Raw genomic sequence first — 22,626 nt, 5'->3', positions numbered from 1 at the left:
CGGCCGGCCGCCGAAAAATGGACACCCTTCCGCAACAGCCTGAGCGGCGAAACTGGGGAATTTTACTTCGGCACTTTTGGGGAAAATTCGAGCGGCATTGACAATCGTGGTCAAATTCGAACTGAGCCGCATAGCGGGCATCAGCAGCGCCTAGGTAGGGCGGGAGGAGCTGCTTTCTGACGAGATGGCCCCGTGGCCTACGGCTAGCCGGTCCAACAGCTTACGGGCCGCTGCGATTACACGGCGGGTTTCGCCGATGGTCTGCCGAAGGTCTTCGATGTCTGCGCGGGCGCGGCGCTCATTCAATCGAGCAGTTACTATGTCAAACTTGTCCCAGGCGGAAACCATTTGAAGACCCCTAGCGCTCCCGCAGCTCAAACTTGAGCACTGCGTCTGCGAACGTCTGGTCACTCTCGTCGGGTACCTTCATCACAAACTCTCGATAGGGGCCATCCGGCAGCTTATCTGTGGTGATCTCGACCAAGGCTCTCACCGCCTCTTGTTTTGCAGCTTCGAGATCGGGCAGATCTGTGCCTTCGACGTCGCGGAAGACTTGCCCGGTATCGGTGAAGTCGAAGAAAAAGCGAGGCATCCCTCCAAACACAATAATGCGGGAAAGGTTCATCTTGCTTCACGATTGGCTATGCAGCCGGCGCCCGCCGCTCGAATGCACGCAACCGCTAACGAGCGTGATCTGACGTCCAATGATGTCCGCGCATTTGGTTAAAAACGTACGCCGCCAGACTCATCGCCCTGATCGGCTTAGAGTTACTTCCGAAAGGAGTGCTCTCATGCTGCCATTGCCCCACGTCGTCGATCCAAAGGTAGTTGCTGAGATCAATAGTCTGCTAGCCCATCACGCCGGGGCGGTACCGGTCCCCGTTCACAAACTCGCGGCGGTTGTCCGGCTGCGCCTCAAAAGCCATCTTTCCATCGCGACTATTGAGGAGCTGATCGTGGACGAAGCCGAGTGTCGCCATCTGCCCATGCTGTTCGAACTGCCGGGAACGGAAGCGGCTGTAGTTTCATCCGCTCTGGGTCGTGCGACTTGAAGGTTAGGGGCACGGGCATCGCTGTGTGATTGGCGAACTAGGTCCATTCATATCACAGCGGCCGCTGTTCGCCGCGCCTCGGCTACCAACGCGGCAATCTCTTTGCGCTGCTCGATCGCCTCGCAAGTGAATCGCCAGTGGCGGCAGAGGCCATGAGCACTACCTTTGGGCGCGTCAGACCGGCGGTAGGCTCGTTCGGTTTCATCCCCGACCTTGTGAGCCAGGGCGGCCTCCGCAACTTCGCGCGAGAAGCTTGTGGCGTCGCCGCACCTATCCCGGAAACCAGAGCGGAAACCGTGAACTGTGATTTCCGTCTGCTTCATGCGCCGAAGCAGCATCATCATGGCCATATTTGACAGAGGGTTCTCACCGTCACGGGTGAAGATGAATTCCTGTCCCTCCTGCCGTTGCTCGTGCAGGGCTTCCAGAATCGCCAGGGCCTCGATCGATAGCGGAACGGTATGCGGGGCGCCGGCCTTCATGCGCTCTTTCGGCACATTCCAGAGCTTTCCCTTAAAATCGTTTTCTTTCCACGTCGCGCCAAACGTTTCGCCGGATCTGGCCACAGTCAGGATTGTGAACTCTAGCGCACGAGCTGCCATCGCCTATGCCTCCCGCAAGCGAGCCGTGAACGCGGGGATTTCAGCATACGGCATTGCCGGCTGATGGCCTCGCTGCAACCGCTGGCGCTTCGGCAAGAGGTTCCGCAAGTTGCCGCGCCATGCCGCCGGGTTCTCTCCCGAGCGCCAGCCCTTCACCTTTGCGAACTCTAGAACGCGCTCGATACGCCCGCGAAGCCTCGATGCCGTCTCGGCTTTGGCCTGCCCGATGGGCGCAAGAACTTCTAGAAGGTCTTCGGTTGTGATTGTCGAAACCCGCTTCGGCCGGATGCTCTCGCAGAAACTGGTGAGCGTCTGATTCCACTGATATTCGTGCTTGTCCGCCATTCGGACTTGATGGTGGCGATGTACTTGTCAGCGCAGTCCCCGAAAGTCGGCTCTGCTCCTTCGCTTTCTCTGCAATTGGATCGCGGCCTTCCTCAACCGCAGACCTGCACTCGGTGGCCTTCGCTCGTGCCTTTGCAAGTGTGACGACGGGATAGGCGCCCAAGCCCATTTCACGCCGCTTGCCGTCACGAGCCCACATGAGTACGGGACGGGGCCGGACAGTGCGAGACAAATAAATCCAGAAGCCCAATATTTTCAAAGAAGCAGGGGACGGTACGGAATAGCTGAAACGCTAGTTAGGTGGACCTCAAGAACAGCTGCGCCAGCGCACCACGAAAACCGGCGGCAGCGCTATGACGAAGTCTTGGGAGGCTCGTCCGTCTCCGGCAAACGATCGCGAATAGCTTCCTCGGTTTTGCTTGCCGTCTTCTTTACCAGTTCGCCGACGCGGTCGACTAGCGTCTCGTCGCCGCTGGCGCCCTGGCGGTCAGCCTCTTCCTTTACGGTCTCATAGGCTTCGGCGGCGACCTGCTTGGCTTGCTCCATGCCAGTCTCGAGGACGACCTCGGCACTCTCACGGAGCTCGTCGCTGTAGCGGCCAAGTTGCTCGTCTTCCGAGGCGGTGTGGGGCAGCATCACACCGATGGCGGTGCCCACGGCGAGGCCGACCGCAGCCATTGCCAGAGGTTCGCGCTGGAACAAGTCCAGCGCAGACTCGCGCGCCTGTGCAGCCGCATCACTAACGCCCGAGGCGACTTGTCCGCCCGTGCTTCTCAACTTTTCTCTGGCCCCGCTCGCAAGGTCTGCAACAGCTTCGGTAGCACCGCCTGCTACCGAAGCCACCGAATCAGCGGCATCTGAGAGCATGGAGCCGCCTCCGGCAGCTTCGCTTTCGGGACCATTGTACTCGCTGCTCGACTCATGCCAGCCCTCGCCGAAGCTCTGCCGGTCGGAGAAATTGCGGGAGCCCCCAGATGGCCTGCTCCGATACGCGCCTGGCGCTGAACTGTCTAGCGAAGTGCCTTTGCCGAGCATGAGCCACGCCAGGCCGGCGCCCACCAATGTAAGGGGCAGGGGATTGTCCCTGACCTGAGCCTTGAGGTTGCTGAGCATGGCCGCCCCCTCACCGGTGAACATCCCGGTGAATTCGTCGATCAGCTGACCCGGTGTCATCTTGCTGCGGATCGAGTCTGCGGTGTCCGTTATCTTGGCTCGGGCAATGTCGGCATCGCGTTCGAGTTCGGCTGAGGATTTGTCGATCATCTTATCTGGTCCTTGATCACGCGTGCGTCGCGCTTGAGTTGGTCTTGCGTGCGGTCGGGCGTCAGCTCCGAGGGAGCCATGCTTGCCGTGCCGGTGCGCAAGAGTATGATCCCCAGTATCGCCACCATGATTCCGACCAGCAGCGAAGACCAACCCGCCCCCAACCCGGCGCTCGCCAAAGCAATTACCAGCGCCTGCAAGAGCACAATCAGGGCGGCGAGCAGGCAAATGGCACCTCCCAGGACCTCAACCGCGCCAGCGCCCGCCTTGGTCACTTTTTCCGAAATTTCAGCCCGCAACAGCCTGCTTTCGGTTTGAAGCAGCGTCGTGACCTGCTGTGCGAGATCCCCCACAAGTGTTGTCAGGCTGCGACTGTCCTGATTGTCGGTCATGGGTTTTGCTCCACCCTTGCATTGGCCCAGTCGTCGCCGGACTGATCGGATCGTAGCGGCGTCGGCTCTAGTGCCTCAGCCGATCGCGAGTTCGAACCCGTTTCGGATGCTTGGCCTGTTCCCGGCTGGACCGGTGTCCCGGTCGAGGCAGATGGTGGCGAGCTCTTGATGAACCGTCCCAGCGCCAGGCCCGCCAATACGGAACCGGCGATCAGCGCCCCCGAGTTGTCGCGGCCGAACGACCGAATCTCACCAAGCACCTCGTCGAACGGTTTATCCTTCAAGGACGACGAAAGCCGCTCGAGCCCGCCTGCGGCGTCAAGGGCCAACTTCGAAGCGGTCCGTTGATCGCTATTGGCAAGATGCTCGCTGGCCGCGCGCAAGGCGCCGCTGAAAGCCTTCAGATTGGCGCTCACGTCGCGCTGCGTTCCCTCCGCCTTGTTGAACAACGCTTCCTTTGCTTCCGAGGCGTAATCGGCGGCTTTCCTAGTGATTTCGTCGCGAGCATCGTGGAGCGCCTCTGTCGCGGTCTGCTTTTCCCGTTGTAGTCTTTCCGAAAGCTCGCTTTTGGCTGCCTCGAAATCGGCCGTCTGACGGCCCTGGTCGTCCTGGTCCTGCATGGTATCTCCTAGTGGAATCCGAGAAAGGAGAGGATCGCAAGCACGATGACGACAAGGCCGATGAGATAAATGACACTGTTCATGGCGCAATCTCCTCCACTGCCCACCGAACTTGCCTGCGCTTTCTGTGTTCCGTTCGAACAGCACTTTTTTGGTAAGCTCCGCCTAACCAGCCTGAAGGGGGCCTTATGCCCACGGCAGTGAGCGCCGTTAGAATGATATCGGCGACCGGACTCCGGTGCGACTAACGGGCATTTCTCTCAGAACAGCAAAGCCGGCGGCGCGGTAGACATCTGCGGAGAACGTCATCACCGTTAACGCGAGGGTAATAGGCCCGTTCCGGCGGATATTCGCTCTGCATGGGGCGGGAATTTTCCGCAAATGCTTTGACTGCGCGTGATCGCAGCATGCCCTGCCTGCGACTCGATTGCTGGGCGAGCTATTACCAGCCAGAAGATCCCGAGTACGGCAGCGAAGGCGGGGAAGCCGAAGGCGACCGACAGCCAGAAAAACCGATGATAGCGCGGCGGCCACGGTGCGCCTGCAGCGGCGGCTTGCGACGCCAGCTTGTGCATCTTTTGGCACCGCTGGCGACCAGCCCTGTCCCTGTGAAGAATGCCCACATCCCGATTGTCCTGACCTAAAAGCTCCTTTCTACGAAGGAACCAAGCCATCGTGGCGGCCGGCCGCGGGGTTGCTCAGCGCCAGCGGAACAACAATTCCTTCCGCCCGTTCAGGTAAGTAGCCCCGTGCGGGACCATCAAGCACCGCAGCGGAAGGTTGCCTCGTTTGGAGGACTATATAGGAAAGCAATTTTTATCTGCTGCGACAGGAATCCTTCTTTTCGTAGGTGTCGGAGCGGTCGCCGCTCAGGATGTCATCATTCAGCCTGAGCAGGACACGGTGATCCGGGAGTATGTAAAGAAGAAACCGATAGCATCGCTGAGCTTCCCGGTGTTGAGCTCAAGATTGGCGCCGCTCTGCCCGACACAGTCGAGCTGTACGAAGTCCCGGACGTTCAGTACCGCTATGTAGTCGTTGAGGGACGAACCGTTCTGGTTGACCCAGGTACCCGCAGGATTGTTAAGGTCTAGATTGATTTTTCTACCAAAGCCCGCCGTGCCGAAGGTGCGGCGGACTTTCGCGTGGGTCCGGGATCGACGCGGTCGTAAGCAGAATGAGAACATGGAATCGGGGTTTCATGCATTCCGCCAACGAATTTCCGGCATGCCAGCAGCCATGAGGAGATGAGGTCGACAGCTTCGTCATTCTGACGCATCCAGCGCGCGCTCCGACGCGGCCTTGCGAAGTCGAGGCCGTCCTGCCCGGAATTCGATTTCCTGGCCATGGCGAAGCTGAGTCGTTCGAAGGCGACTACTAGGCCATACCGATATGCGACTAGCGAAAGGGCCGAAATCTGGATGTTGCGCCACACCCGTGAAATCAGAGATGTTTCGGCTACGATCAAGATGCGGGCGAGCGCACTGCCTTAATTCATGGATCGCAAACGGCACATTCGCCAAGATCCTTTCATCGGGGCATGACGACTTCCACTGGCTGCCAAGCGCAACGAACTGAGGCGCCAGCGAGAGGCACGGCAGAAAGCGGTCCGAACACTGCGAGCCTAGTAGGATCTGACGGCGGCCGAGGTGAGCACTTTTGCGTTGCGGATCAACTTGAGCGCCTCGTCCGTCGTCAGCCCGCATTTTCGCGCATAGAAGGCGGCCTCCTGAGTCTCCTCTGGAGAAGGTGGCACCTGACGCGCATCGAGCTTTCGTTTCTGCTTTGCCATTCAGTCTGACTGCGTGAATCAGTTAGTCAGCTAATCTGTCACTTTTGGGGGCGCGAGAGCAAGCTTTCGTGCTGTGAGTTCCAACCGATCCCGGCAACTGCCGGCAATCACCGCCTCCGGGCACGAAGTACAAAAGCGGAAGCAGGTGACTAAGCAATCTGCACGAGGTTGGTTCCGGCCGCGGAACTTTGCTCCTCATATCGAGTTGGCGTTTCTCAATGGAGAGAGAGCCATGTCGAAAAACACCCGTTTTGAAAAAGAGCTGGCCGGCAAGCCGCAACCAGAGGCGGACGCGAGGGGCCAGTCCGAGAAGAACCACAAAGGGGGAATGAACGACGGCGTCTCTCGTGCCAACCCTCGCGTCCTATCCGGAAAGGATGACGTTCCCGCATAAGTGGAAAAAGTAGGGACGACTGCACAGCAACTGTTCATGCGCAGTCCCGGAGCCTCATTCCGCTGGCTCATAGGCGAGAGCCGTCCGCATCTCGGACCGCATTGACGAGCACCCAAGATCGAGGCCCAACCGGGATTCACATGAACCGATTTCTCTTTGTAGTTGCTGACTTTTTGTCCCGGCCGCCCGGCTTTTATCTGATCATCGTGGCCATGATAGCCTGCACTGCGATGGTCCCTTTCGGCCTAACAAGCGTAATCACCTATGCGCTTTCAGTAGCAGCGATTGTGATTACCGGCGTTGTTCTGATCCAGGGTTATCGCGACACTGCTGCCATCCATGCCAAGCTCGATGAGATTATCGTTGCATTGAAGGAAACGAGGAACAATGTCGTAGGGCTGGAGCACGCCGAGCCTGAGGAAATCAAGGCCCATTTGGCGCGGCTCGAAATGGAAGCGGCTGCGGCTGATCGAGAAACCAAGCACGGGGGAGTCTCTGGCGCGTGAGCGCTACTCAAAAGCCATCATGGGCAAGCTGAGTCCAGCAGGACGCGGTCGCTCAAGGTCCCGCCAGCGGCGGCCAAGCGCCACGAGATGCGCGGCAGCGGTAAGCGTAAGCGGAGGGCGGTTAATCTAACGTATGCGCATTGTTTGGTAGTCGGCAAGAAAACTGGCTGTTGCAAACCGGGATGGACGCGAGCGGGCTCGCCGGACTTGCCGCTAGGGCGCAGCTCGACTGGTTGTGCCGCGGTCGCAATGTCGAAAATCATAGCGGCCTATCGTATTCGGTGGGAGTGCATCTTTCGCCGACCTGGCGGAAGCACTTCCAAGCCATGTTCAGGTCTCCCGGCTTTGACCGCGCCATGTGGAAGCGCACCGCCGTCGAGCGCTGCCGCATTCTCAAGAGAATGCCGACGCCGCGGAATTCGTCGGCATAGCGATGGCCGGCGAAGCCTGCCAGCGGTCCAGATGGCGAGAGCAGTATGGGCTCACACCATGTCTCTAACAACCGCGTCGAATTTCGTGAGGCCTACGCTCGGAGGCCTTTGGGTAAAAAGTCCCTGTTCGATTGCGGCCGCCTTGAAGGCATCGATCGCAGCTTGTTGGTTGCAATGACCGGCCAAGCATTCCTTGATCATTCGGACGGCTTCGAGCCGCTGCGGCTTGGCCACGTGTGGCCAGGGTTGTTCAAGGGCTTTCGCAGCATCGGATATTGATGCAACCACCATCGGCTTGCAATTCAGGTAAATTGTAATCGGAATGAACGCCGGCATTTTCTCGCTCGCCAGGGTTGAACGCGGCTAAACGCGAAGAAAGGGCGGAGGTTGCATGAACGCGCATCTTCGCGATTTCAAGCCCCGCTACCCGATGCAATTGAGACTGAACAGGCTCTTCTCGGGGCAACCTAAACTCAAATGACGCCCGTTGGCGGGTCGCTCGGCCTTGGCAAAATCAATAGGGCTGGGGCGCAAGGCAGAAACGCCTACAACAACTGCGGCGGACAAACCAAAACGAGCTGCTCGCGCCGCAGCCGTGACAACAATTCCATCGGCAGTCAAGTCACCGGAGAAGAAGGCGCGCAACGCGCTCGTGAAAGCACAGCGTGCTGCATTCGACAGAAATGTGAGGCCGCTTGGGTTGGGTAAGCCACCCTGCCGCATCGGAACTACTCTGAGGATGCAGCGAGGCGCAATGCTCCACATATGCAGCGGAGGAATCTCAGACGGGCCTTCCGTCGCGTGTGGGCTGCGAGCGCAAGTTGGCGGCTCTCGACACGCTACGCTGCCCTTTTCTTGGCCGCCGTGAAGGGATGGCTGATCGTGAAGGCGTCCGGCTTAATGCCACGCTCAACCTGGCTCCAGGTCACAGGATGCGCGATCGGGAAGCCGGGCCGCACTCGCGGGGAGAAGGCGCCAGCGGCCGTATTGCCACGTCCGTTCCGCAGATAGTCGATGAAAATCCGGCTTCTTCGGGCTGCCGGATCGGCCGACAGCAAATAGCGATCGGGATCAGCATGCACAAGGCACTGAGCAAGGGACTTTGCGAGCTGCCGGGCGCGCTCGTGGGTGATCTTCGTTTGAAGCGGGGCCATCAGGTGGATCCCCTTGCCGCCTGTGACCTTTGGCCAACTCTTCAGACCTGCCCCCTCCATGATGTCGCGCAGCGCCAAAGCGGCATCGATCACTTCACACCATTCGACGCCTTCGCCGGGATCGAGGTCCAGAACGACGCGATCGGCATGCTCGATGTCGTCCACCGTAGCGTTCCAGGGATGAAGCTCCACGGCGTCCATTTCGACCAGTCCGAGCAAACCGGAAAGATCATCCACCCACACGCGCACCCCTTCACCACCCTCGCGCTTCTGGACCCGCAATTGGTGCACTGCTGCGGGAATGTCCGGCAGCGGTCCCTTGTGATAGAAGATGGCCCCCAAGGCATGGCGAACCAGCTTCAGCGGCCTCCGGCCAAGATGAACCAGCGCCTGATCGGCAACCCGTTCCCAGTAGCCGGCGAGCTCTTCTTTGGAGGGTGAGACCGCATCGGGCAGCAGTTGCAGGATGTTCTCGCGCGGGACGCCATGGTTCCGGTCCAGCCGTCGCTTCGACCGTGCGGGCGGTTTTGCCGGGATAGGCACGAGGTCTTCGCGCAATCCCTTGAACACCGCCTCGCGCAAGATGCCGCGATCCGTCACGCCAGTGAATTGCACCTCCGCCAGAACGTCTGGTCTGACCCAGGTCGCTTTGGGCTTGTCGACAGGCAGTGACAGCGGCGACTTGTCGATGATCAGGGGGTTGAGCCGCTCGCGAAGACGTTGAGATGCTTCAAGCGTATAGCCGGTCTGGACCTTGCCTGCATAAAGCAGCCGGTCGTCCTGTCGCCTGCCAATGTAGAGCGATGCGATGCGGCGCGGACGGGCGCCGAGCTTCTCGACGAAAGCCACAATCGGGAAAGTGTCGCTCTTGATGCATTTGACCTTGACCCAACTCGTCTGGACGCCGGAGCGATAGGGCGCATCCGCGCGCTTGGACACGATCCCCTCCAGGCCCATCCTGCAGGCCTGTGCGAACATGGCGCTGCCGCTTACCTTGAGGTGCTCGGCATAGATCAATTTTGGCGCTGTATCGCTCAGCAGCTTCTCCAGTGCGGCCTTGCGCTCAACCAGCGGCTGCTGGCGAAGGTCGCGCCCGTTAAGGTGCAGCAGATCGAACGCATAGAAGATAAGCCTCGGCGAGTTCGGGTTGCCCAACTCCCGCTCCAAGGCTTGATAGTCCGGCAGACCCGTTTCGCCGAGGACAACGGCTTCGCCGTCGATGATCGCAGACTTCACCGGCAGGTTCGCCGCGGCCTGGACAATGCTCTTGTAGCGATGCGACCAGTCGTAGCCGCGACGTGTGAAGGCTCGTGCTCTTGCTCGCTCGACGATGAGTTGGGTCCGGTAACCATCGTACTTAATTTCGTGAAGCCATTCGCCGTCTTCGGGAGCTTTGGCCACCAGGGTGGGTGATTGAAACTCGATGAAGGAAAGCCGGTCCCTTGCGCTACTCATGAATCTGCGACTCCAGAAATCGACTCAAGCCGCAGGACGAGCCTCGGTTCCGGGCATTTTAGGAAAGTTGCATAAAGTTGGGCGGGCCCTCAGATCTTCGGTGGACCGCACTGTCCTTTGGCGAAGATTCCAGTTCGTGATCTTTGCCTCGACGCGGGAGATGCGATGGCCGACGATGTGTGGCGGACTAGCTGCGTCGGTCGCAACCTCGAACCTCTCATGCACTCCCGTCCCAAGGCCGAGGATAGCAAGCTGATCGCAGCAGAAGGCGAGGGGCGATGACCCGGGCTCAACGCCGTTCGGTATTTTCGGTTCCGGTCAGTTGGCTCGCGCCGCCCAGGTTGTTATCGCATGACCTCGACGGAGATTGCGGCAAGGGCTCGCTCCATGCTCTCAGCACGTATTACAAGAACACTAAGCGAATGACGTCGGCCACCCAGCCGATCGTTGAACTTCTGGGGAAGCTCTTTTTGCACTCCGGCCGAGCCTGCAAAGAGCCTGTGACCTTACTGCAGAGGCCCAGGCGAGCAAGTGTCGCCTGCGATGTCGCCCCCGTGCGGAGCAAAGGGTGTTCCCAGCCGAAAAAATGCCAGAAACTCGCAGCCGCAATCCTCGCCTCCCGCAGCTGCTCCTCCCGATATCAGTGGCGGAATTGGGATTGGCGGTAGCCTGGAGGTGTGACAGACGTTGCAGACACTCGGTCCCTGATGTAATTTAGTATTCGATCAAGTGAGGAATATGCCCGCCGTCGCGACGGCTTTTCTCTCTTTCTGTCTCGGCGGATTGCATGCTCTCTGACGGACCTTGCTAGCACATGCCGTGTTCTTGTGGGCGAGGCAATAGCGTTCAAGGGAATTGCCATGCTCCGACTTTGCGGAATCATCGCAGCCTTCCTCTTCGCGAGCTTCACGACCTTTGACGCTTGCGCCGACCGAAGAGTCGCCTTTGTCATCGGCAACTCGGAGTACCGACAATTCCCCGCACTCAAGAACCCGGCCAAGGATGCCGAGGACGTGTCAAAAACCTTTCGACTGGCAGGGTTCGAGGTCTTCGTCGCAAGCGATCTGACGAAGCTGCAATTCGAGGAGCAGTTCCGCAACTATCTTGCCGCCGCAGACGGCGCAGAACTGGCCGTCGTCTACTACTCCGGCCACGGTTTTCAGATCGGCGGCGAAAATTTTCTGATCCCGGTCGATGCCTCCTTGAAGCAGGCGGCGGACATCGAAGTCCAGGCCATCAAGCTCAACGATGTGCTGGAACAGTTACGCTCGAAATCAAAGATTCAGGTGATCATACTCGATGCCTGCCGCAACAATCCGTTCCCACGCAAGAATTACTGGCTGAGAGACCAGCTCATCACTGCCGGCAATACCGGGCTCGCACAGGTGAGAAGCTCGCTGAACACCTTGATTGCCTTTGCCACCGAACCCGGGGCGGCGGCTTATGACGGCGCCGGCGAACTCAGCCCGTTTTCGGCGGCGTTTTCCCGTCGCGCGCTGGCCCCGAACCAGGAGATCCGCACCGTGATGGCGGCGGTGCGCCGCGATGTGGTCGAGGCCACAAACGGCCTCCAGGTTCCCTGGGAGAACTCATCGCTGATCGACGAAGTCGTCCTGATGCGCCGCAGCAATCGACCATCGCTGCCGCCCGTGCTGGAGAAGGTGGTGCTGTCAGGAGTCGGACCCGTCGACTTGGGCTTGCCTGAACCGGTCGATGTCGATGGTGGCACGATTACCCTGAGCATCGAAAGACCGCCCGGCCTGGGACGTTTGATGCTGGACGGCAAGGCTGTTGAGTTGGGCGTGCCGATCCAGGGCAAGGATCTGCCGCGCCTGCAGATGGATGTTCCCAAGGGAGTCGCCCCGCAGGAAGAGGTCGACATGCTGGCCTATGCGACGCATGACAACTGGGGCGGCCAGACCCAAGGCATCGTCGTGTTTCGGGTCAAGAGCGGTGAAGGCGCGCAAGGCGAACAGATCATGGCTTCGCTCGAGGCCGAGCAGAAGCAGCAGGTGCTGGAGCGTGGCATTCATATCACCGGTGCGGCCGAGGCGATCGAGAACCGCGACATCGACGTTCCCGTGGGCGTGGGTCCAGTTGCGCTGAATCTGGATTTCCCGACCGATGATCCCGCCGTCAGCCTTAAAGTATCGAGTTATCCGGCAACGGGAACGCTCTCGCTGCCCGATCGAACCCTGTCGCCGCAGTCGAGCCTGATGGCCGGAGAGGTCGATCGGCTGCGCTATGAACCGCAGATCGGCGCGGAAACCAAGGTCGAGGTCGGCTTCGAAATCCGGGCGGACAGCAGCTCATCAAAGCCCGCCACGATGAAACTGTCGCCGACGATCAATCCGTGCGACACGGCTGCCGGCGAACCTCTCGATCTGCAAGGCGTCAGCCCCGGCCTGCTGCCGAATGAAATTGGCGCTAGCGCGGTTGAGCTTTGCGAGGCCGCGGTAAAGGCTTATCCGGAAGTCCCGCGCTTCCGCTACGAACTGGGGCGGGCGCTGCTTGCGGCAGGCAAGGTCGAAGAAGCCAAGACAGCCGTCGAGGAGGCGGCCAGGAAGGGACATGTACGCGCCGTGTTCGAACTCGGCTACATGTATGCGACCGGAGCCGGCGTGGCCCTGGACCGCACCCAGGCCAATGCCCTCTACGCGGCGGCCGCCGACAAAGGCGATCCCTACGGAATGACGTCGTGGGGTCGCGCCTTGTTCAATGGGTATGGCGTCAAGCCCGACACCGGCAAGGGTTTGGACCTGCTGCTCAAGGCGGCAGCGATGGGGCACACCTATGCCATGAACGATCTGGCCGCGATCTTCACTGAGGGCCGCAACGGCGTAACCGCTGACCCGGCCCGCGCTGTTGCCTTCCTGCAAGCCGGTGTCCAGCGGCAGGACATGTATTCCATGAACCTGCTCGGGCGCAATTACTTGTCCGGGCAGGGCGTGGAAAAGGACCCCAAAACGGCGTTAGCGCTATTTCAGAAGGCAATCGATCTCGGTCAGCCGTATGCGCCCGGCAGCCTCGCACGCATGTATCGGGATGGTGTCGGGGTGGGACGGAGCCTCGCAGAAGCGCAAAGATTCTTCGAAATTGGGATCGCTCGGGGTGATCCGTCCGCAGCTTACGATCGCGCGGCCCTCGAAATGCAAAAGGGCGATAAGGCCGATCAGGCCCTTGCCGTGCGCTTCCTTGCGCTTGCCGCCGCACTTGACGTGCGCAAGGAACTGCCGGACGCCCAGAGGTCGCTGGCAAAGTTCGGACCGAAGCCAAAAACAGCGGCGTTGAAGCAACTGCGACAGGAACTGAAATCGAAGCTTCCCGGGTCCGGTTCACAAGACACTCAACTGGTTAAGGCGGCCAGACGAGTCTGGGAAGAAGCCAATCCGCGTCGGGACTTGTTCTGACCAAGGAGGAGACAATGGCGAGCAGAGTATTGAAACACGCAATACTTGGAACAGCGTTATCCGGCTTGTTGGCGGGCCTCATGGGCTGCACTTCCCTGGTTCCGAGAGTTGAACCGACGCCACTGGTCGAAACGCCCCAGCCGAAGATTCTCCGCCGGGTGCCTCCGCCGAAGGTCGTCAAGCCCGTTCGCAAACAAAAAACCGCGAAGAAAGTGATTATACCGGTTGAGGACGAGCCTGTTCCTGCGCCTGTCATTCCTTCTGGTGGCGGTGGCGGTGGAAGCGGGGGAGGCGGCTGGGGTTGATCAGGTCAGACCGAAGAAGGATTGCATGAGCCTGGCGTCCGATGGCGCTTTCTGATCCTACCAGACTTGCCAGTCGTCATCGACATCCCGCCGAACACGACAAAAGACAGCAGGGAGAACCGGCCTCTGACGGAAATGGGTGAAGTCGTCCTCAGGCCTCGGTCAGGCAGGCGGGGAGGATTCAATTGCTGCCGCGTCATGCCTTCCGGGACGAGGCTGACCCGCTAGCTCTGACGATGAGACCTGACTGCCTTCGTGAGGGAGTCACGCCGGCCGGGCGCAAGATCGTCATGCTGCAATACCGGACCAATGCCGGCGTCCGCCGTAAACCCTCGATCGGGAAGTCCGGTGATTTGACGGTCGAGCAAGCTCGAAAAATCGCCCAGGACTGGCTCCTTCCCTATCGATCGTGGCGAACTTGAGCTTCGAGGCGAGGTCAGCCACTTCGACGAGAACGCCCACAAGGATATTGGGGAACGCTGTTGGGCTACTTGCTGTCTATGCTGGATTTGGCTGCATGTTGTCGGTGCAAGTGGCTATTGCTGTCGCATAGACGAGATTGCCGCTGCCCGTTTGGGAGCTTGGGGGAGGCGCCGGCCGAGCAGACATCAGGTCCGCCGCCCGCAGAACTTAACAGCGGCCACGCTCGCGCCTACGGCGTTATCGCGGAAAGCCGGACGGCAGCCGGTCAGCGCATAACTCACATGCGAGTCCGTCTGCGCCTTACAATCGCAGCGGCTGGGTCAGACCGCTGGCTGTCTCAACACAAGCCGGGTTGACCTTGCAACTGCCAGCGCACCAAGGAGCGCCGTTAAGTGAACAGCACCTCTTCCTGTAGATGACGGCGTGATGCGATCCTACCAGACTTGCCGATCATACCAATCGTCAATATCCTGCCGAACGCGGTCCCTTTCGATACCGTAGCGTTCCTGGATCTTGCCTTCGAGCTGATCGCGATTGCCAGCGATGCGATCAAGATCATCATCGGTAAGTTTGCCCCACTGTTCCTTGATCTTACCCTTGACCTGCTTCCAGTTTCCTTCGACGCGATTCCAGTCCATGACATATCCTCCATTGTTTTGCACAAGGCGAAACGGTCGTCCGGCCAGGGAGTTCCGGGACGAAGATCTCTGATGTTCACGTCTCCAGTTGGGAAGGTGACGACGCCAATCAGGAGATGGTGGGCCTTTGGGGACGCGTCGACCTCCCCGAGCGGAGCGTGACGTGTTGAGCGAGAGGAGCACGGCTGTCCTGCGCATGATCATCCATGTCGAAATCGCCCACCCAGGCTTCGAGCCGCTAGGCTCGCCCCGCGGTAGCGACGTGCCGGATCCGAATACATGGGCCTCATTCGATACCCTGCCTGGGAGCTGGCTCCGTGCCGCGCGCGTCGCCACGATTGAACCGGAAGAGTCCGGCAACGTTGTCTGGGGACTGGTACGGCGATTGTTGTAGATAGAAATGGCGAACACTGGCACAACGCGTGGACGCAACCAGGACCGGCCAAGGGTCGCTGGTGGGCAGGACCACGAAATGAAGTATGAGGCGAGCAAAACCGGCGCCAGCAAAGCTGACGTCAAGTCGGCGGTGAAGTCGGTCGCCAACACTCGCAAGAAAGTCGACGACAAGCTGGGCAGGAAGTGAGGCTCGGCCGCACAGACGCTGGCGAAGTTGCAACATCAGGAGCTCGAGGTTCAGCGCAGGGGATAGGCCACATTGGCTATGACCGGCTGCCGCGAGGTCCTCATGAGGGGGCACGCACATGACTCGCATCGCTACCTTCAATGTGAACGGCGTCAACGGCCGATTACCTGTGCTCCTGAAGTGGTTAGGCGAAAGCGAATACAATATCGTTTGCGTGCAGGAATCGAAGACGTCGGAGGACCTAATTATATACTTGACAAAGCACGATGCAATCCGTACCTTTGACAGCGACAGGAGATTGCTATGACGCAGCGTGTTGTGTGGATGGTAAACGGGCGCAGCATTCAGCCCCATAGCGACGAGGTTTCATCACTTGGCCTGAACGTGACGTATCAGGACCGAGAGTGCGACATACATATCTTTCCATCGCAGCCGCTACGCGGGAAAACTCCGGAGAACGAGGCGGCTCTTGACGAGCTTCGCCGCCTTCGGGACGCTCTGAACAGTATTCTAGGCGGACAGTGACAGTGACCAGCGCGCAATCGTCGCGGTAATCAATCCGACAGCTTTCGGTATCAGTCATGAAACTCGACTCTCCAATCTTCCAAGACGCCGACGCCGCCCGCATCCATTTGGAAGCGCAGCGTTGGCCGCATGGTCCTAACTGCCCGCATTGCGGCAACGCCAATCCCGACCGCATCACCAAGATGGAAGGCAAGGCGCATCGCCCCGGCCTGTACAACTGCATGGAATGCCGCGAGCAGTTCACCGTCACTGTCGGCACCGTGTTCGAGCGCTCCAAGATCGCCTTGAACAAGTGGCTGCTGGCGACGTTTCTTCTGGCTTCATCCAAGAAGGGCATGAGCGCTCATCAGCTTCACCGCATGCTTGGCGTCACCTACAAGACCGCTTGGTTTATGGCGCACCGCATTCGCGAAGCGATGAAAGAGGATGTTGCTTCTGCTGGTCCTATTGGCGGCGCTGGCAAGACCGTGGAAGCCGACGAAACCTACATCGGAAAGCGCGAAACCCCTCGCATTTCAGCACAGCGCAAGGGCCGTCCCTTTACCAAGAAGGGCAAGGGCGGCGGTCGCGAGAAGCGCATTGTCGTTGGTCTGGTCGAGCGCGGAGGGAAAGCCCGCATGTTTCATTTGAACGACGCCACCAAGGCAACCGTCCGTGACGTGCTGGTGCGCAACGTATCGCGCGATACCATCCTCTACACCGACGCGTCGAACCTCTACACAGAGACCGGCGGCGAGTTCGCTACCCACAAGACCACGAAGCATTCGGACGGCGAATATGTCCGCTACGAGGACGGGATCGCCATCCATTCGAATACCATTGAGAACGTGTTCTCAGTCTTCAAGCGCGGCATGGTCGGCGTCTATCAGCATTGCGGCGAGGCTCACTTGCACCGCTACCTCGCCGAGTTCGATTTCCGCTACAATCGCCGCACCGCGCTTAAGATCACCGACACCGAACGCCACGACCAGTTGCTTGCAATGATCGAAGGCAAGCGCCTTACGTATCGGCGGATTGGTGAAGTCGGTCACGCCTAAGCAGAAGGCCCGTAAGCTAATGCGCCTACGAAAAAAGGCTAACCTATAAGTCCGTCCAGCCTGATTTGCATTGACGCTTGGGACACCTGAAACTTTTTGGCTAGCGCCGCTACATCCCCACCCAATGAATCGCGATACTTCTTCACTAGGCGGATAGGCATCAGAATGTCTGCCGCAAGTTTGTTCGCCTGCACTTCATAGAAGCTGCTTAGAGAGCTTCGATACATGGTGTCGTCAACGATCCCGCTTTCGATCAAATCGCGGTGCAAAACAAAATGGGCAATCTCGTGGGCGAAGGTAAATCGCTGACGATTTGGGTGCTGTGTCGAATTGAGAAGGATTGAGTACCCGGAGCGCCCCCTACCGTCGCGCATTATTTGGCCAGCAATTTCCCCACCCAGAGGCAAATTGACGACACGCAGGCCGAGTTCATCAGCGATCCCATCTAGATTAACAGGAGGCGCCTTTTGGTAACGCGCTATAACTTCGAAGGGATCAACCATAATATTTTCGATCATCATAGGTCACCAGCTTTAAGGGCGCCCACTAGGTCGGCGGCCTCTTTGTCGCTTGTGTCAGACGCCGGAACCTCCCTTGCCACGCGAGCGGCGACCGAGGTCGCTATCGCCGTTGCCTCGATCCGAGCCGCTTCTATTGCAGCCAAAATAGCCGCTTCCTTGATTTGTTGAAATCCGAAAATAGCAAGAATAGCAGCTACCACGCCGACTCCTGTCACAACTAACGTTGCCGCAGTGAGAGCCAGAACGGCTAAATTGAAACCGTCGCCAATGACAATGGCACCAGCTCCATAACCAATCCACATTAGCAGAAAGGTCAAAAGGAAAAAGAGAATTACGATGACGGTAGAGGCGCGCATTGGGTCAACCGCTTACTTGGAACGCTTGACCTTATCCTGCTTTTTATCCGACCTTGAATCAATCTCTGGCTGCTTCGTAGATTCGTGAGGCTTCGGCGGCGTCTTCAGCATCCGCTTCAGCGTCTCGTTGAAGCGCTTTTCGTCGGATTCTTTCGCCGGTTTTCCACCGTTCATGCCTTTATCCCCAGAAAGCCCTGAAACGAATCGGTTTTTCGGCTCCGGCCCTTGCTCGAATCACCAGTCTCCCATCTGAATCGAGGTTCCAGCGCGATGGAGGGGGTGAGTCGGCCCGCAAAGCGTCTCACACCCCGCCCCACCGGGCGTCGCTGGATGGCGCACCCCGCTACGGGTGCCTTCTTCCCCGAGCCATCCGGGGAAGTCGTAGTGGGGGCGGCTTGGTGCTAGTCCGGGCTTCCGACCTTAGGTCTAGTGGGTTCGATCCCCACCGCCTCCACCGAATCCACAATGAATCATGTCAAGCGATTTTCCAACCCCTTGACGAGCGATTTCCTACTGATTCGCCGGCCTGTCACGCGGATAACAATCTAGCCGCATCGGCCATACTTTGTCACGTATATAATTAGGACAAGTTTCCTATCGATGGATCACAGAGGCGGGTTACGGCGCGATCTGGCACGGCCAGAAATCCTACAACGGTGTGGCGATCCTGGCCCGAGGAATGGAGCCTGTGGAACGCCGACGCGGCCTGCCTGGCGATCCTGACGACACTCACAGCCGCTATATCGAGGCCGAGGTGGATGGGGTCGTTGTGGGCTGTCTCTATCTGCCCAATGGCAATCCAGCGCCTGGCCCAAAGTTCGACTACAAGCTGCGCTGGTTCGATCGCCTCATCAACTACGGCCAGCACTTGCTCGAAGTTGGGGCACCCAGTGTTCTCTGCGGCGACTATAACGTCGTTCCAACCCAAATCGACGCCGTGGTGCCAAGGCGATGGCTGGGCGATGCGGTCTATTTCCCGGAATGCCGGCAGGCCTATGCTAAAATGCTCAAAGATGGCTGGGTCGATGGCGTCCGGCGCATCCATCCGGAGAAGGGCATCTACACCTATTGGAATTTCTCCTACTGGGGCGGCTACGATCGGAGTTCGGGCCTGCGAATGGACCATCTCCTTGTGAGCCTCTCGCTTTCCGACCGGCTGCGCAGTGCCGGCGTGGATGTCGACATGCGCGGCTGGGAGAAGCCAAGCGACCATGCGCCGGCCTGGATCAAGCTCTATCGAACCGCGAGGAACACTGATGATTAACCGGATTCTCTCGAAATGATAGGCTTGGCGCGCCGTTCCAGACCGGGAAGCTGTTGTCCAGCCGGGCGATGTCGCCTGCACGAGCGAACTCGAAGCGGCGTTTGACGAGTATACTGTACCGGGTCGCGTCGGCGCGCAGCTAGGCTGCCTTCTTAAGCTCCGCCACCTGAACGCCCAGCCGGAACGCCTGACCATCTGCAAACGAGCGCGCGTAGCTCTCGGATGTAAAACGGACGGTGGTCGTGGTGCCATTGACCGTCACGCGAACCGACCAGTCTTTGTCTCTGACGATTTCAACGGCGTGTCGGTCATGCGGAGTCATACATTCCTCCCAGAATCTTACGTTGAGGAGGGAGGATAGCGTCGCAACACTCGTTTGCATGCAAATAATCCGACACCGCGATGTCGAAATGTCAAAACAGCGCACAGCTAGGCGAACTTAAGTCGATGTCGTCGCCTTGAGCTGTTCAAGGTGGTCTCTTGGCGAAGTTACAAAGTGCGGTGGCAGTCTCTTCAGCCGTCCAGCCTTGCTCGATGCAAGAGGAATGAGAGCCGTGAAAGCGGTTTCAAGGACGGCTGCGCAGTTCACGTCCTGTCCAGGCTGTCCTCGGCAAGAATGTGCGGTGCAACTTGTGCTGTTCGGGACATGAAAAATAACTGGCGAGTGCCAGAAAAAGTCTGACTTTCATCTTACCGTCGGTCAGCCGTAGTGAAGTTTCGGTTTTGGCTCGGTGCCGGTGAATTTGACGCCGATGCGGTCGTTGCAACGCCAGCGAACCTGCGATCGATAGGCAACTCCATCGACCGACACGTAGAGCAAGAAGCGATCGGGAACCCGGGCATCGGGCGCGACCTTCAGCTCAGCGCCCCCCTCATGCTGATTGCGCAAGGTGCAGCTGATCTCGGAATTCTGGATCCCGGTGATGATCGTCCCGCCCTTTAGCACACGTTGGCGGCGCTCGCGCCGATGCTCGTCGGATCTCTCATCAACTGGGTTCCCGGTGTTTGCCATCGATAAAATGTCAATTCGCCCCTAGGTAATACCGAACACAGACGCGCAGCAATGGATGGGTCATGTTGCCCTATTTCGTGACATTACAGGGCATGCTCAGGTGAATCTGTCGGGTCGCGCAGAAAAAGGCAATGATCTAGAAAAGGTCCCGCGTTTGCCGACATGCCGATCAACACGGTTCCAAGCTTCTGGTCGACGCCGACCTAAATGCTGACCTTCCGGCAGACAGGCCCAGTAGCCGTCGAACTCCACCTCGTGTATCCAGGCGTCGCCCTCGGGCGGCTTCTCGACCAAGGTCGGCATCAAGGCTCAATGAACTCCAGCCGGCTGGTGCCGGCGCCTGGCCACCTACGCAAGGAACCGAGTCTGGATCGTGAGATCCGGCGGCTAGGGCAACGGAACATAATCAGATTACCAAATAAGCAATGATGCATGAGATAGCCTATAACTTGCGCAACCGGCGAACGACCCAATTGTCGCTAGCTTAGTTAGCGCCAGCGGCCGCTGGTCCCCCCGATTGGCTGCCGGGCCGTTCCTATCAAACCGCTACGCTCGATGGATCGGCTACTCGCGACTATCGAAAGCCACCAACAGGTCAAGGGCCGCAGCGACTTCGAGGATAGCCTCGGTTATATGGTCGTCGCATACTGTCAAATCAGGCGCAGACTGCCGAACGTGGTATAATGCGGCTTTAACCGAGACGGTGTCCCCCCGGTCCGCCCTGTTGAGGATTGCGGCAATCGCCTGTTCTAGAACTGGACCGACCCTTTGGACGATGCTCATCCACCTTCCCCCCCGGGAACGCTAGCGTCAAAAATAACGTGTTCGAGGCCGGAATGCAACCGACGGGCGAAATCGCGACTATTTTCGGTCTAATCGTTGCGCAAATCTGCAAAGGAGACCGAAGGCAAACATGCCGCAGCGGAGCCAACGGCGATGAATCGTCTCAAAAGGCTCATCGTTGTCAGAGTTACAAAAGTTGAGCTTCATCGGGGAACACTCTTTCTGTCTGCGGGCCTGTTGGATTTACAGCGCACCCCGCGCATTTAGACAGGAGAAAGAAGATGAAACGCACCCTTTTGGCTTCGGCCGTGCTGGCGCTGTCGGCCGGGCTTTCCTTTGCCCAGACGACGAGCGGAACTTCGAGCGGAACCTCGACCACGACAACCATGCCCAGCACGACGGATCAGGGCACCGGCACGACGAGCAGCGGGACCAACATGTCCGGCGATCAGGGCACCGACACGACCACCACCAGCGGCACCACAAATCCGAACTCGGCCAGAGACTGCGCGCCCGGCCAGCAGACCGGGAGCGCTCAGCAGGCGGCGCCACGTCAGCAGGACACGACAGCCAACACCGCCGCGCCAGGCCAGGTGAAAAAGACCGACGAAGGTTGCTGATTGGCACATCGGCACAGGTTGGAATCACCAGCGTGTGGCTGGCCAGTCTCCCCGACCACCGCCTGGCTGGCGAGCAAGTTGCCGGCAGCCGAGCATCAGTCCAGGAACTCTGCGCGTGATTGAGCGGCTCAACGGCGAGATTAAGCGGCGGACCGAGGTCGTCGGCATCTTGCCCAACGACGCTATCGTCCACCTCGTACGCGCGCTCCTTCTTTGAGCAGAACGACGAATGGGCCGTCCAAGCCAGATACATGACACTGGAAACCATCAGCCAAATGAGCGATGATCCGCTCATCAGCCTGCCAGCGGTGGCACGCTGATCATCCCGGCCCCCATGCCGGAGAGCGCGGCGAGCAAGCCGTCAGCTCCACCACATCCTGGGACACGATCTGAAAATGGGTTTAGCCAAAGACTTGTCTAATGTTGCGCTCACATTCAATTGTCCGGATTGCTCCTATCCGGCAGTAAGGAAAGGCTCTGCACTAAGAACGATCGCGCACTTCAGATGCCACGGGTGCAACGCCAAGGTGCGGATCACTTATCAGCAGAAGCTAGCGATCTTCGAAAAGCACAGGCTATCGGCCGCCCAGGTGGCGTTGCGACAACTCAACTCTGCTTTGCGGTAAGCCTAGGCGGCTTTGCCCAAGGGTGAGGCGCGGCATGGCCGGTGTCGCCCTAATCCTGATCCCGGAAGTCCAGCAGCGAGGCGTTGCGTAGACCCTCTTCGCGGTGCACATGCTTACGCGGCCAATCAGCCCCGGCTTGACCCATTGGGTGGCTGGGCGCTTCATGCCCTTTGGCGGCGGCCCGGCATGCTCCTGGCGCCGCTTCCATAGCCGCTCGCGGGTCGCTCGGGTGCGCCCAACGCCGAGCAGCTGGCCGAATGCGGTCGCCGGACTTTGTGCCGGTCGGGGCTAAAGAGTGCCCATATCAAATGGAATGAAATCCTTAGTCGTTCCTTCATTCATCCTGGCTTAAATATTTCCATGGAATGGGGTGCCCGTATCTTGAGGCGGTTTGTTAGCCGTCTGCGACAAACAGGCGAGAGCGGCAACGTTGCTACTATTTTTGCTCTGTCTTTGCCGATTGTCGTCGGCGGTGCGGGCCTCGGTATCGAGACTTCCTATTGGTATTACAGCAGCC

Annotated in this window: 24 protein-coding genes and 4 pseudogenes; 11 read left to right on the top strand and 17 right to left on the bottom strand. The window is 59.1% G+C overall.

Translation table 11 applies throughout. The features are described from left to right. On the top strand, window positions 1-180 hold a 180-nt coding region (locus NKI29_RS31670; protein ID WP_352798480.1), incomplete at its 5' end, for a hypothetical protein. A 178-nt stretch (window positions 181-358) separates the two neighbouring features. Here NKI29_RS31670 and NKI29_RS31665 read toward each other — a convergent pair. Beyond that, window positions 359-625 (bottom strand): DUF6894 family protein, encoded by a 267-nt coding sequence (locus NKI29_RS31665; protein WP_352694275.1) that lies wholly within the window; start codon window positions 623-625, stop codon window positions 359-361. 166 nt (window positions 626-791) lie between these two features. Between NKI29_RS31665 and NKI29_RS31660 the strand changes: the two genes are divergently transcribed. Continuing rightward, on the top strand, window positions 792-1,052 hold the full coding sequence (locus tag NKI29_RS31660) for a hypothetical protein (protein WP_352694276.1): 261 nt from the start codon (window positions 792-794) through the stop codon (window positions 1,050-1,052). A gap of 47 nt (window positions 1,053-1,099) precedes the next feature. Here the strand turns inward: NKI29_RS31660 and NKI29_RS31655 are convergent, their stop codons facing one another. From NKI29_RS31655 to NKI29_RS31625, 7 genes and pseudogenes are all read right to left on the bottom strand, one after another. After that, window positions 1,100-1,654 carry a tyrosine-type recombinase/integrase gene (locus tag NKI29_RS31655; protein WP_352798479.1) on the bottom strand — a complete coding sequence of 185 codons (555 nt, stop codon included), beginning with the start codon at window positions 1,652-1,654 and terminating at the stop codon, window positions 1,100-1,102. A 3-nt stretch (window positions 1,655-1,657) separates the two neighbouring features. After that, entirely contained in the window at window positions 1,658-1,999 is a 342-nt protein-coding gene (locus NKI29_RS31650; RefSeq protein ID WP_352798482.1) for a phage integrase central domain-containing protein, read from the bottom strand. 118 nt (window positions 2,000-2,117) lie between these two features. Continuing rightward, a pseudogene (locus NKI29_RS31645) lies at window positions 2,118-2,168 on the bottom strand (hypothetical protein); the annotation flags it as partial. A 182-nt stretch (window positions 2,169-2,350) separates the two neighbouring features. After that, window positions 2,351-3,262 (bottom strand): hypothetical protein, encoded by a 912-nt coding sequence (locus NKI29_RS31640; protein WP_352694279.1) that lies wholly within the window; start codon window positions 3,260-3,262, stop codon window positions 2,351-2,353. After that, window positions 3,259-3,654, bottom strand: coding sequence for a phage holin family protein (locus tag NKI29_RS31635; RefSeq protein ID WP_352694281.1), 396 nt, complete (start codon window positions 3,652-3,654; stop codon window positions 3,259-3,261). Before NKI29_RS31635 ends, NKI29_RS31640 begins: the two co-directional genes overlap by 4 nt. After that, on the bottom strand, window positions 3,651-4,421 hold the full coding sequence (locus NKI29_RS31630) for a hypothetical protein (RefSeq protein ID WP_352725718.1): 771 nt from the start codon (window positions 4,419-4,421) through the stop codon (window positions 3,651-3,653). The genes NKI29_RS31635 and NKI29_RS31630 overlap by 4 nt, the downstream gene beginning before the upstream one ends. Window positions 4,422-4,588: 167 nt before the next feature. Continuing rightward, a complete protein-coding gene (locus NKI29_RS31625; protein WP_352756874.1) occupies window positions 4,589-4,849 on the bottom strand; it encodes a DUF2269 family protein in 261 nt (86 codons plus the stop codon). A gap of 226 nt (window positions 4,850-5,075) precedes the next feature. Between NKI29_RS31625 and NKI29_RS31620 the strand changes: the two are divergent. Continuing rightward, window positions 5,076-5,368: pseudogene (locus tag NKI29_RS31620) on the top strand (DUF1236 domain-containing protein). A 530-nt stretch (window positions 5,369-5,898) separates the two neighbouring features. Here NKI29_RS31620 and NKI29_RS31615 read toward each other — a convergent pair. Beyond that, window positions 5,899-6,066, bottom strand: coding sequence for a hypothetical protein (locus NKI29_RS31615; RefSeq protein ID WP_352694287.1), 168 nt, complete (start codon window positions 6,064-6,066; stop codon window positions 5,899-5,901). Between the two features lie 232 nt (window positions 6,067-6,298). Here NKI29_RS31615 and NKI29_RS31610 point away from each other — a divergent pair, with 232 nt between their 5' ends. Continuing rightward, the gene (locus NKI29_RS31610) at window positions 6,299-6,460 is read left to right on the top strand and encodes a hypothetical protein (protein ID WP_352726368.1); all 162 of its coding nucleotides are present in this window, start codon (window positions 6,299-6,301) and stop codon (window positions 6,458-6,460) included. 140 nt (window positions 6,461-6,600) lie between these two features. Next, window positions 6,601-6,966 carry a low affinity iron permease family protein gene (locus tag NKI29_RS31605; RefSeq protein WP_352694289.1) on the top strand — a complete coding sequence of 122 codons (366 nt, stop codon included), beginning with the start codon at window positions 6,601-6,603 and terminating at the stop codon, window positions 6,964-6,966. Window positions 6,967-7,448: 482 nt separating this feature from the next. On the opposite strand, the gene NKI29_RS31600 is transcribed toward NKI29_RS31605, so the two are convergent. Both NKI29_RS31600 and ligD read right to left on the bottom strand, forming a co-directional pair. Continuing rightward, window positions 7,449-7,733: a DUF982 domain-containing protein gene (locus NKI29_RS31600; RefSeq protein WP_352694291.1), complete on the bottom strand. Its 285-nt coding sequence runs from the start codon at window positions 7,731-7,733 to the stop codon at window positions 7,449-7,451. A gap of 503 nt (window positions 7,734-8,236) precedes the next feature. Next, entirely contained in the window at window positions 8,237-10,006 is a 1,770-nt protein-coding gene (gene ligD / locus NKI29_RS31595; protein ID WP_352694293.1) for a DNA ligase D, read from the bottom strand. A gap of 860 nt (window positions 10,007-10,866) precedes the next feature. On the opposite strand from ligD, the gene NKI29_RS31590 reads away from it, so the two are divergent. After that, on the top strand, window positions 10,867-13,416 hold the full coding sequence (locus tag NKI29_RS31590; RefSeq protein WP_352798478.1) for a caspase family protein: 2,550 nt from the start codon (window positions 10,867-10,869) through the stop codon (window positions 13,414-13,416). A 1,162-nt stretch (window positions 13,417-14,578) separates the two neighbouring features. Here the strand turns inward: NKI29_RS31590 and NKI29_RS31580 are convergent. Continuing rightward, window positions 14,579-14,782 (bottom strand): CsbD family protein, encoded by a 204-nt coding sequence (locus NKI29_RS31580; protein ID WP_352450279.1) that lies wholly within the window; start codon window positions 14,780-14,782, stop codon window positions 14,579-14,581. 400 nt (window positions 14,783-15,182) lie between these two features. On the opposite strand from NKI29_RS31580, the gene NKI29_RS31575 reads away from it, so the two are divergent. Together NKI29_RS31575 and NKI29_RS31570 are read left to right on the top strand one after the other, a co-directional pair. Continuing rightward, complete coding sequence (locus tag NKI29_RS31575; protein ID WP_352798476.1) at window positions 15,183-15,365, top strand: DUF3606 domain-containing protein; 183 nt, start codon at window positions 15,183-15,185, stop codon at window positions 15,363-15,365. Between the two features lie 581 nt (window positions 15,366-15,946). Beyond that, window positions 15,947-16,927, top strand: a complete 981-nt coding sequence (locus NKI29_RS31570; RefSeq protein WP_352798475.1) for an IS1595 family transposase — start codon at window positions 15,947-15,949, stop codon at window positions 16,925-16,927. Window positions 16,928-16,965: 38 nt separating this feature from the next. Here NKI29_RS31570 and NKI29_RS31565 read toward each other — a convergent pair whose 3' ends face one another. From NKI29_RS31565 to NKI29_RS31555, 3 genes are read right to left on the bottom strand one after another with little or no spacing between them, the layout of a single operon-like run. Then, window positions 16,966-17,448, bottom strand: a complete 483-nt coding sequence (locus NKI29_RS31565) for an ImmA/IrrE family metallo-endopeptidase (protein ID WP_352798474.1) — start codon at window positions 17,446-17,448, stop codon at window positions 16,966-16,968. Next, window positions 17,445-17,804, bottom strand: a complete 360-nt coding sequence (locus tag NKI29_RS31560) for a hypothetical protein (protein ID WP_352798472.1) — start codon at window positions 17,802-17,804, stop codon at window positions 17,445-17,447. The genes NKI29_RS31565 and NKI29_RS31560 overlap by 4 nt, the downstream gene beginning before the upstream one ends. A gap of 12 nt (window positions 17,805-17,816) precedes the next feature. Beyond that, on the bottom strand, window positions 17,817-17,978 hold the full coding sequence (locus NKI29_RS31555; protein ID WP_352798471.1) for a hypothetical protein: 162 nt from the start codon (window positions 17,976-17,978) through the stop codon (window positions 17,817-17,819). A 430-nt stretch (window positions 17,979-18,408) separates the two neighbouring features. Between NKI29_RS31555 and NKI29_RS31550 the strand changes: the two are divergent. Continuing rightward, window positions 18,409-19,068 (top strand): annotated as a pseudogene (locus NKI29_RS31550) (exodeoxyribonuclease III); the annotation flags it as partial. 139 nt (window positions 19,069-19,207) lie between these two features. Here NKI29_RS31550 and NKI29_RS31545 read toward each other — a convergent pair. Both NKI29_RS31545 and NKI29_RS31540 read right to left on the bottom strand, forming a co-directional pair. Continuing rightward, window positions 19,208-19,390 carry a hypothetical protein gene (locus tag NKI29_RS31545; RefSeq protein WP_352798470.1) on the bottom strand — a complete coding sequence of 61 codons (183 nt, stop codon included), beginning with the start codon at window positions 19,388-19,390 and terminating at the stop codon, window positions 19,208-19,210. A gap of 378 nt (window positions 19,391-19,768) precedes the next feature. Beyond that, window positions 19,769-20,080 (bottom strand): PilZ domain-containing protein, encoded by a 312-nt coding sequence (locus tag NKI29_RS31540; RefSeq protein ID WP_352798469.1) that lies wholly within the window; start codon window positions 20,078-20,080, stop codon window positions 19,769-19,771. Between the two features lie 1,064 nt (window positions 20,081-21,144). Here NKI29_RS31540 and NKI29_RS31535 point away from each other — a divergent pair. Both NKI29_RS31535 and NKI29_RS31530 read left to right on the top strand, forming a co-directional pair. Next, entirely contained in the window at window positions 21,145-21,483 is a 339-nt protein-coding gene (locus tag NKI29_RS31535; RefSeq protein WP_352798468.1) for a hypothetical protein, read from the top strand. Window positions 21,484-21,601: 118 nt separating this feature from the next. Continuing rightward, window positions 21,602-21,803 (top strand): annotated as a pseudogene (locus tag NKI29_RS31530) (transposase); the annotation flags it as partial. Window positions 21,804-22,626: the final 823 nt, after the last annotated feature.

This window comes from Mesorhizobium sp. M0678, assembly GCF_040320505.1.
Taxonomy (GTDB): domain Bacteria; phylum Pseudomonadota; class Alphaproteobacteria; order Rhizobiales; family Rhizobiaceae; genus Mesorhizobium.
Note: the sequence above shows the minus strand (reverse complement) of the source record. Positions and strands in the feature narration are given on the sequence as shown.

Excerpts from the sequence above, each read along its gene's own strand:
- NKI29_RS31565 (WP_352798474.1), bottom strand. The coding sequence starts at position 17,448 with ATGATGATCGAAAATATTATGGTTGATCCCTTCGAAGTTATAGCGCGT.
- NKI29_RS31575 (WP_352798476.1), top strand. The coding sequence starts at position 15,183 with ATGGCGAACACTGGCACAACGCGTGGACGCAACCAGGACCGGCCAAGG.
- NKI29_RS31540 (WP_352798469.1), bottom strand. The coding sequence starts at position 20,080 with ATGGCAAACACCGGGAACCCAGTTGATGAGAGATCCGACGAGCATCGG.
- NKI29_RS31665 (WP_352694275.1), bottom strand. The coding sequence starts at position 625 with ATGAACCTTTCCCGCATTATTGTGTTTGGAGGGATGCCTCGCTTTTTC.
- NKI29_RS31625 (WP_352756874.1), bottom strand. The coding sequence starts at position 4,849 with ATGCACAAGCTGGCGTCGCAAGCCGCCGCTGCAGGCGCACCGTGGCCG.
- NKI29_RS31660 (WP_352694276.1), top strand. The coding sequence starts at position 792 with ATGCTGCCATTGCCCCACGTCGTCGATCCAAAGGTAGTTGCTGAGATC.
- NKI29_RS31590 (WP_352798478.1), top strand. The coding sequence starts at position 10,867 with ATGCTCCGACTTTGCGGAATCATCGCAGCCTTCCTCTTCGCGAGCTTC.
- NKI29_RS31640 (WP_352694279.1), bottom strand. The coding sequence starts at position 3,262 with ATGATCGACAAATCCTCAGCCGAACTCGAACGCGATGCCGACATTGCC.
- NKI29_RS31610 (WP_352726368.1), top strand. The coding sequence starts at position 6,299 with ATGTCGAAAAACACCCGTTTTGAAAAAGAGCTGGCCGGCAAGCCGCAA.
- NKI29_RS31655 (WP_352798479.1), bottom strand. The coding sequence starts at position 1,654 with ATGGCAGCTCGTGCGCTAGAGTTCACAATCCTGACTGTGGCCAGATCC.
- ligD (WP_352694293.1), bottom strand. The coding sequence starts at position 10,006 with ATGAGTAGCGCAAGGGACCGGCTTTCCTTCATCGAGTTTCAATCACCC.
- NKI29_RS31560 (WP_352798472.1), bottom strand. The coding sequence starts at position 17,804 with ATGCGCGCCTCTACCGTCATCGTAATTCTCTTTTTCCTTTTGACCTTT.
- NKI29_RS31650 (WP_352798482.1), bottom strand. The coding sequence starts at position 1,999 with ATGGCGGACAAGCACGAATATCAGTGGAATCAGACGCTCACCAGTTTC.
- NKI29_RS31635 (WP_352694281.1), bottom strand. The coding sequence starts at position 3,654 with ATGACCGACAATCAGGACAGTCGCAGCCTGACAACACTTGTGGGGGAT.
- NKI29_RS31535 (WP_352798468.1), top strand. The coding sequence starts at position 21,145 with ATGAAACGCACCCTTTTGGCTTCGGCCGTGCTGGCGCTGTCGGCCGGG.
- NKI29_RS31555 (WP_352798471.1), bottom strand. The coding sequence starts at position 17,978 with ATGAACGGTGGAAAACCGGCGAAAGAATCCGACGAAAAGCGCTTCAAC.
- NKI29_RS31605 (WP_352694289.1), top strand. The coding sequence starts at position 6,601 with ATGAACCGATTTCTCTTTGTAGTTGCTGACTTTTTGTCCCGGCCGCCC.
- NKI29_RS31545 (WP_352798470.1), bottom strand. The coding sequence starts at position 19,390 with ATGACTCCGCATGACCGACACGCCGTTGAAATCGTCAGAGACAAAGAC.
- NKI29_RS31580 (WP_352450279.1), bottom strand. The coding sequence starts at position 14,782 with ATGGACTGGAATCGCGTCGAAGGAAACTGGAAGCAGGTCAAGGGTAAG.
- NKI29_RS31570 (WP_352798475.1), top strand. The coding sequence starts at position 15,947 with ATGAAACTCGACTCTCCAATCTTCCAAGACGCCGACGCCGCCCGCATC.
- NKI29_RS31615 (WP_352694287.1), bottom strand. The coding sequence starts at position 6,066 with ATGGCAAAGCAGAAACGAAAGCTCGATGCGCGTCAGGTGCCACCTTCT.
- NKI29_RS31600 (WP_352694291.1), bottom strand. The coding sequence starts at position 7,733 with ATGCCGGCGTTCATTCCGATTACAATTTACCTGAATTGCAAGCCGATG.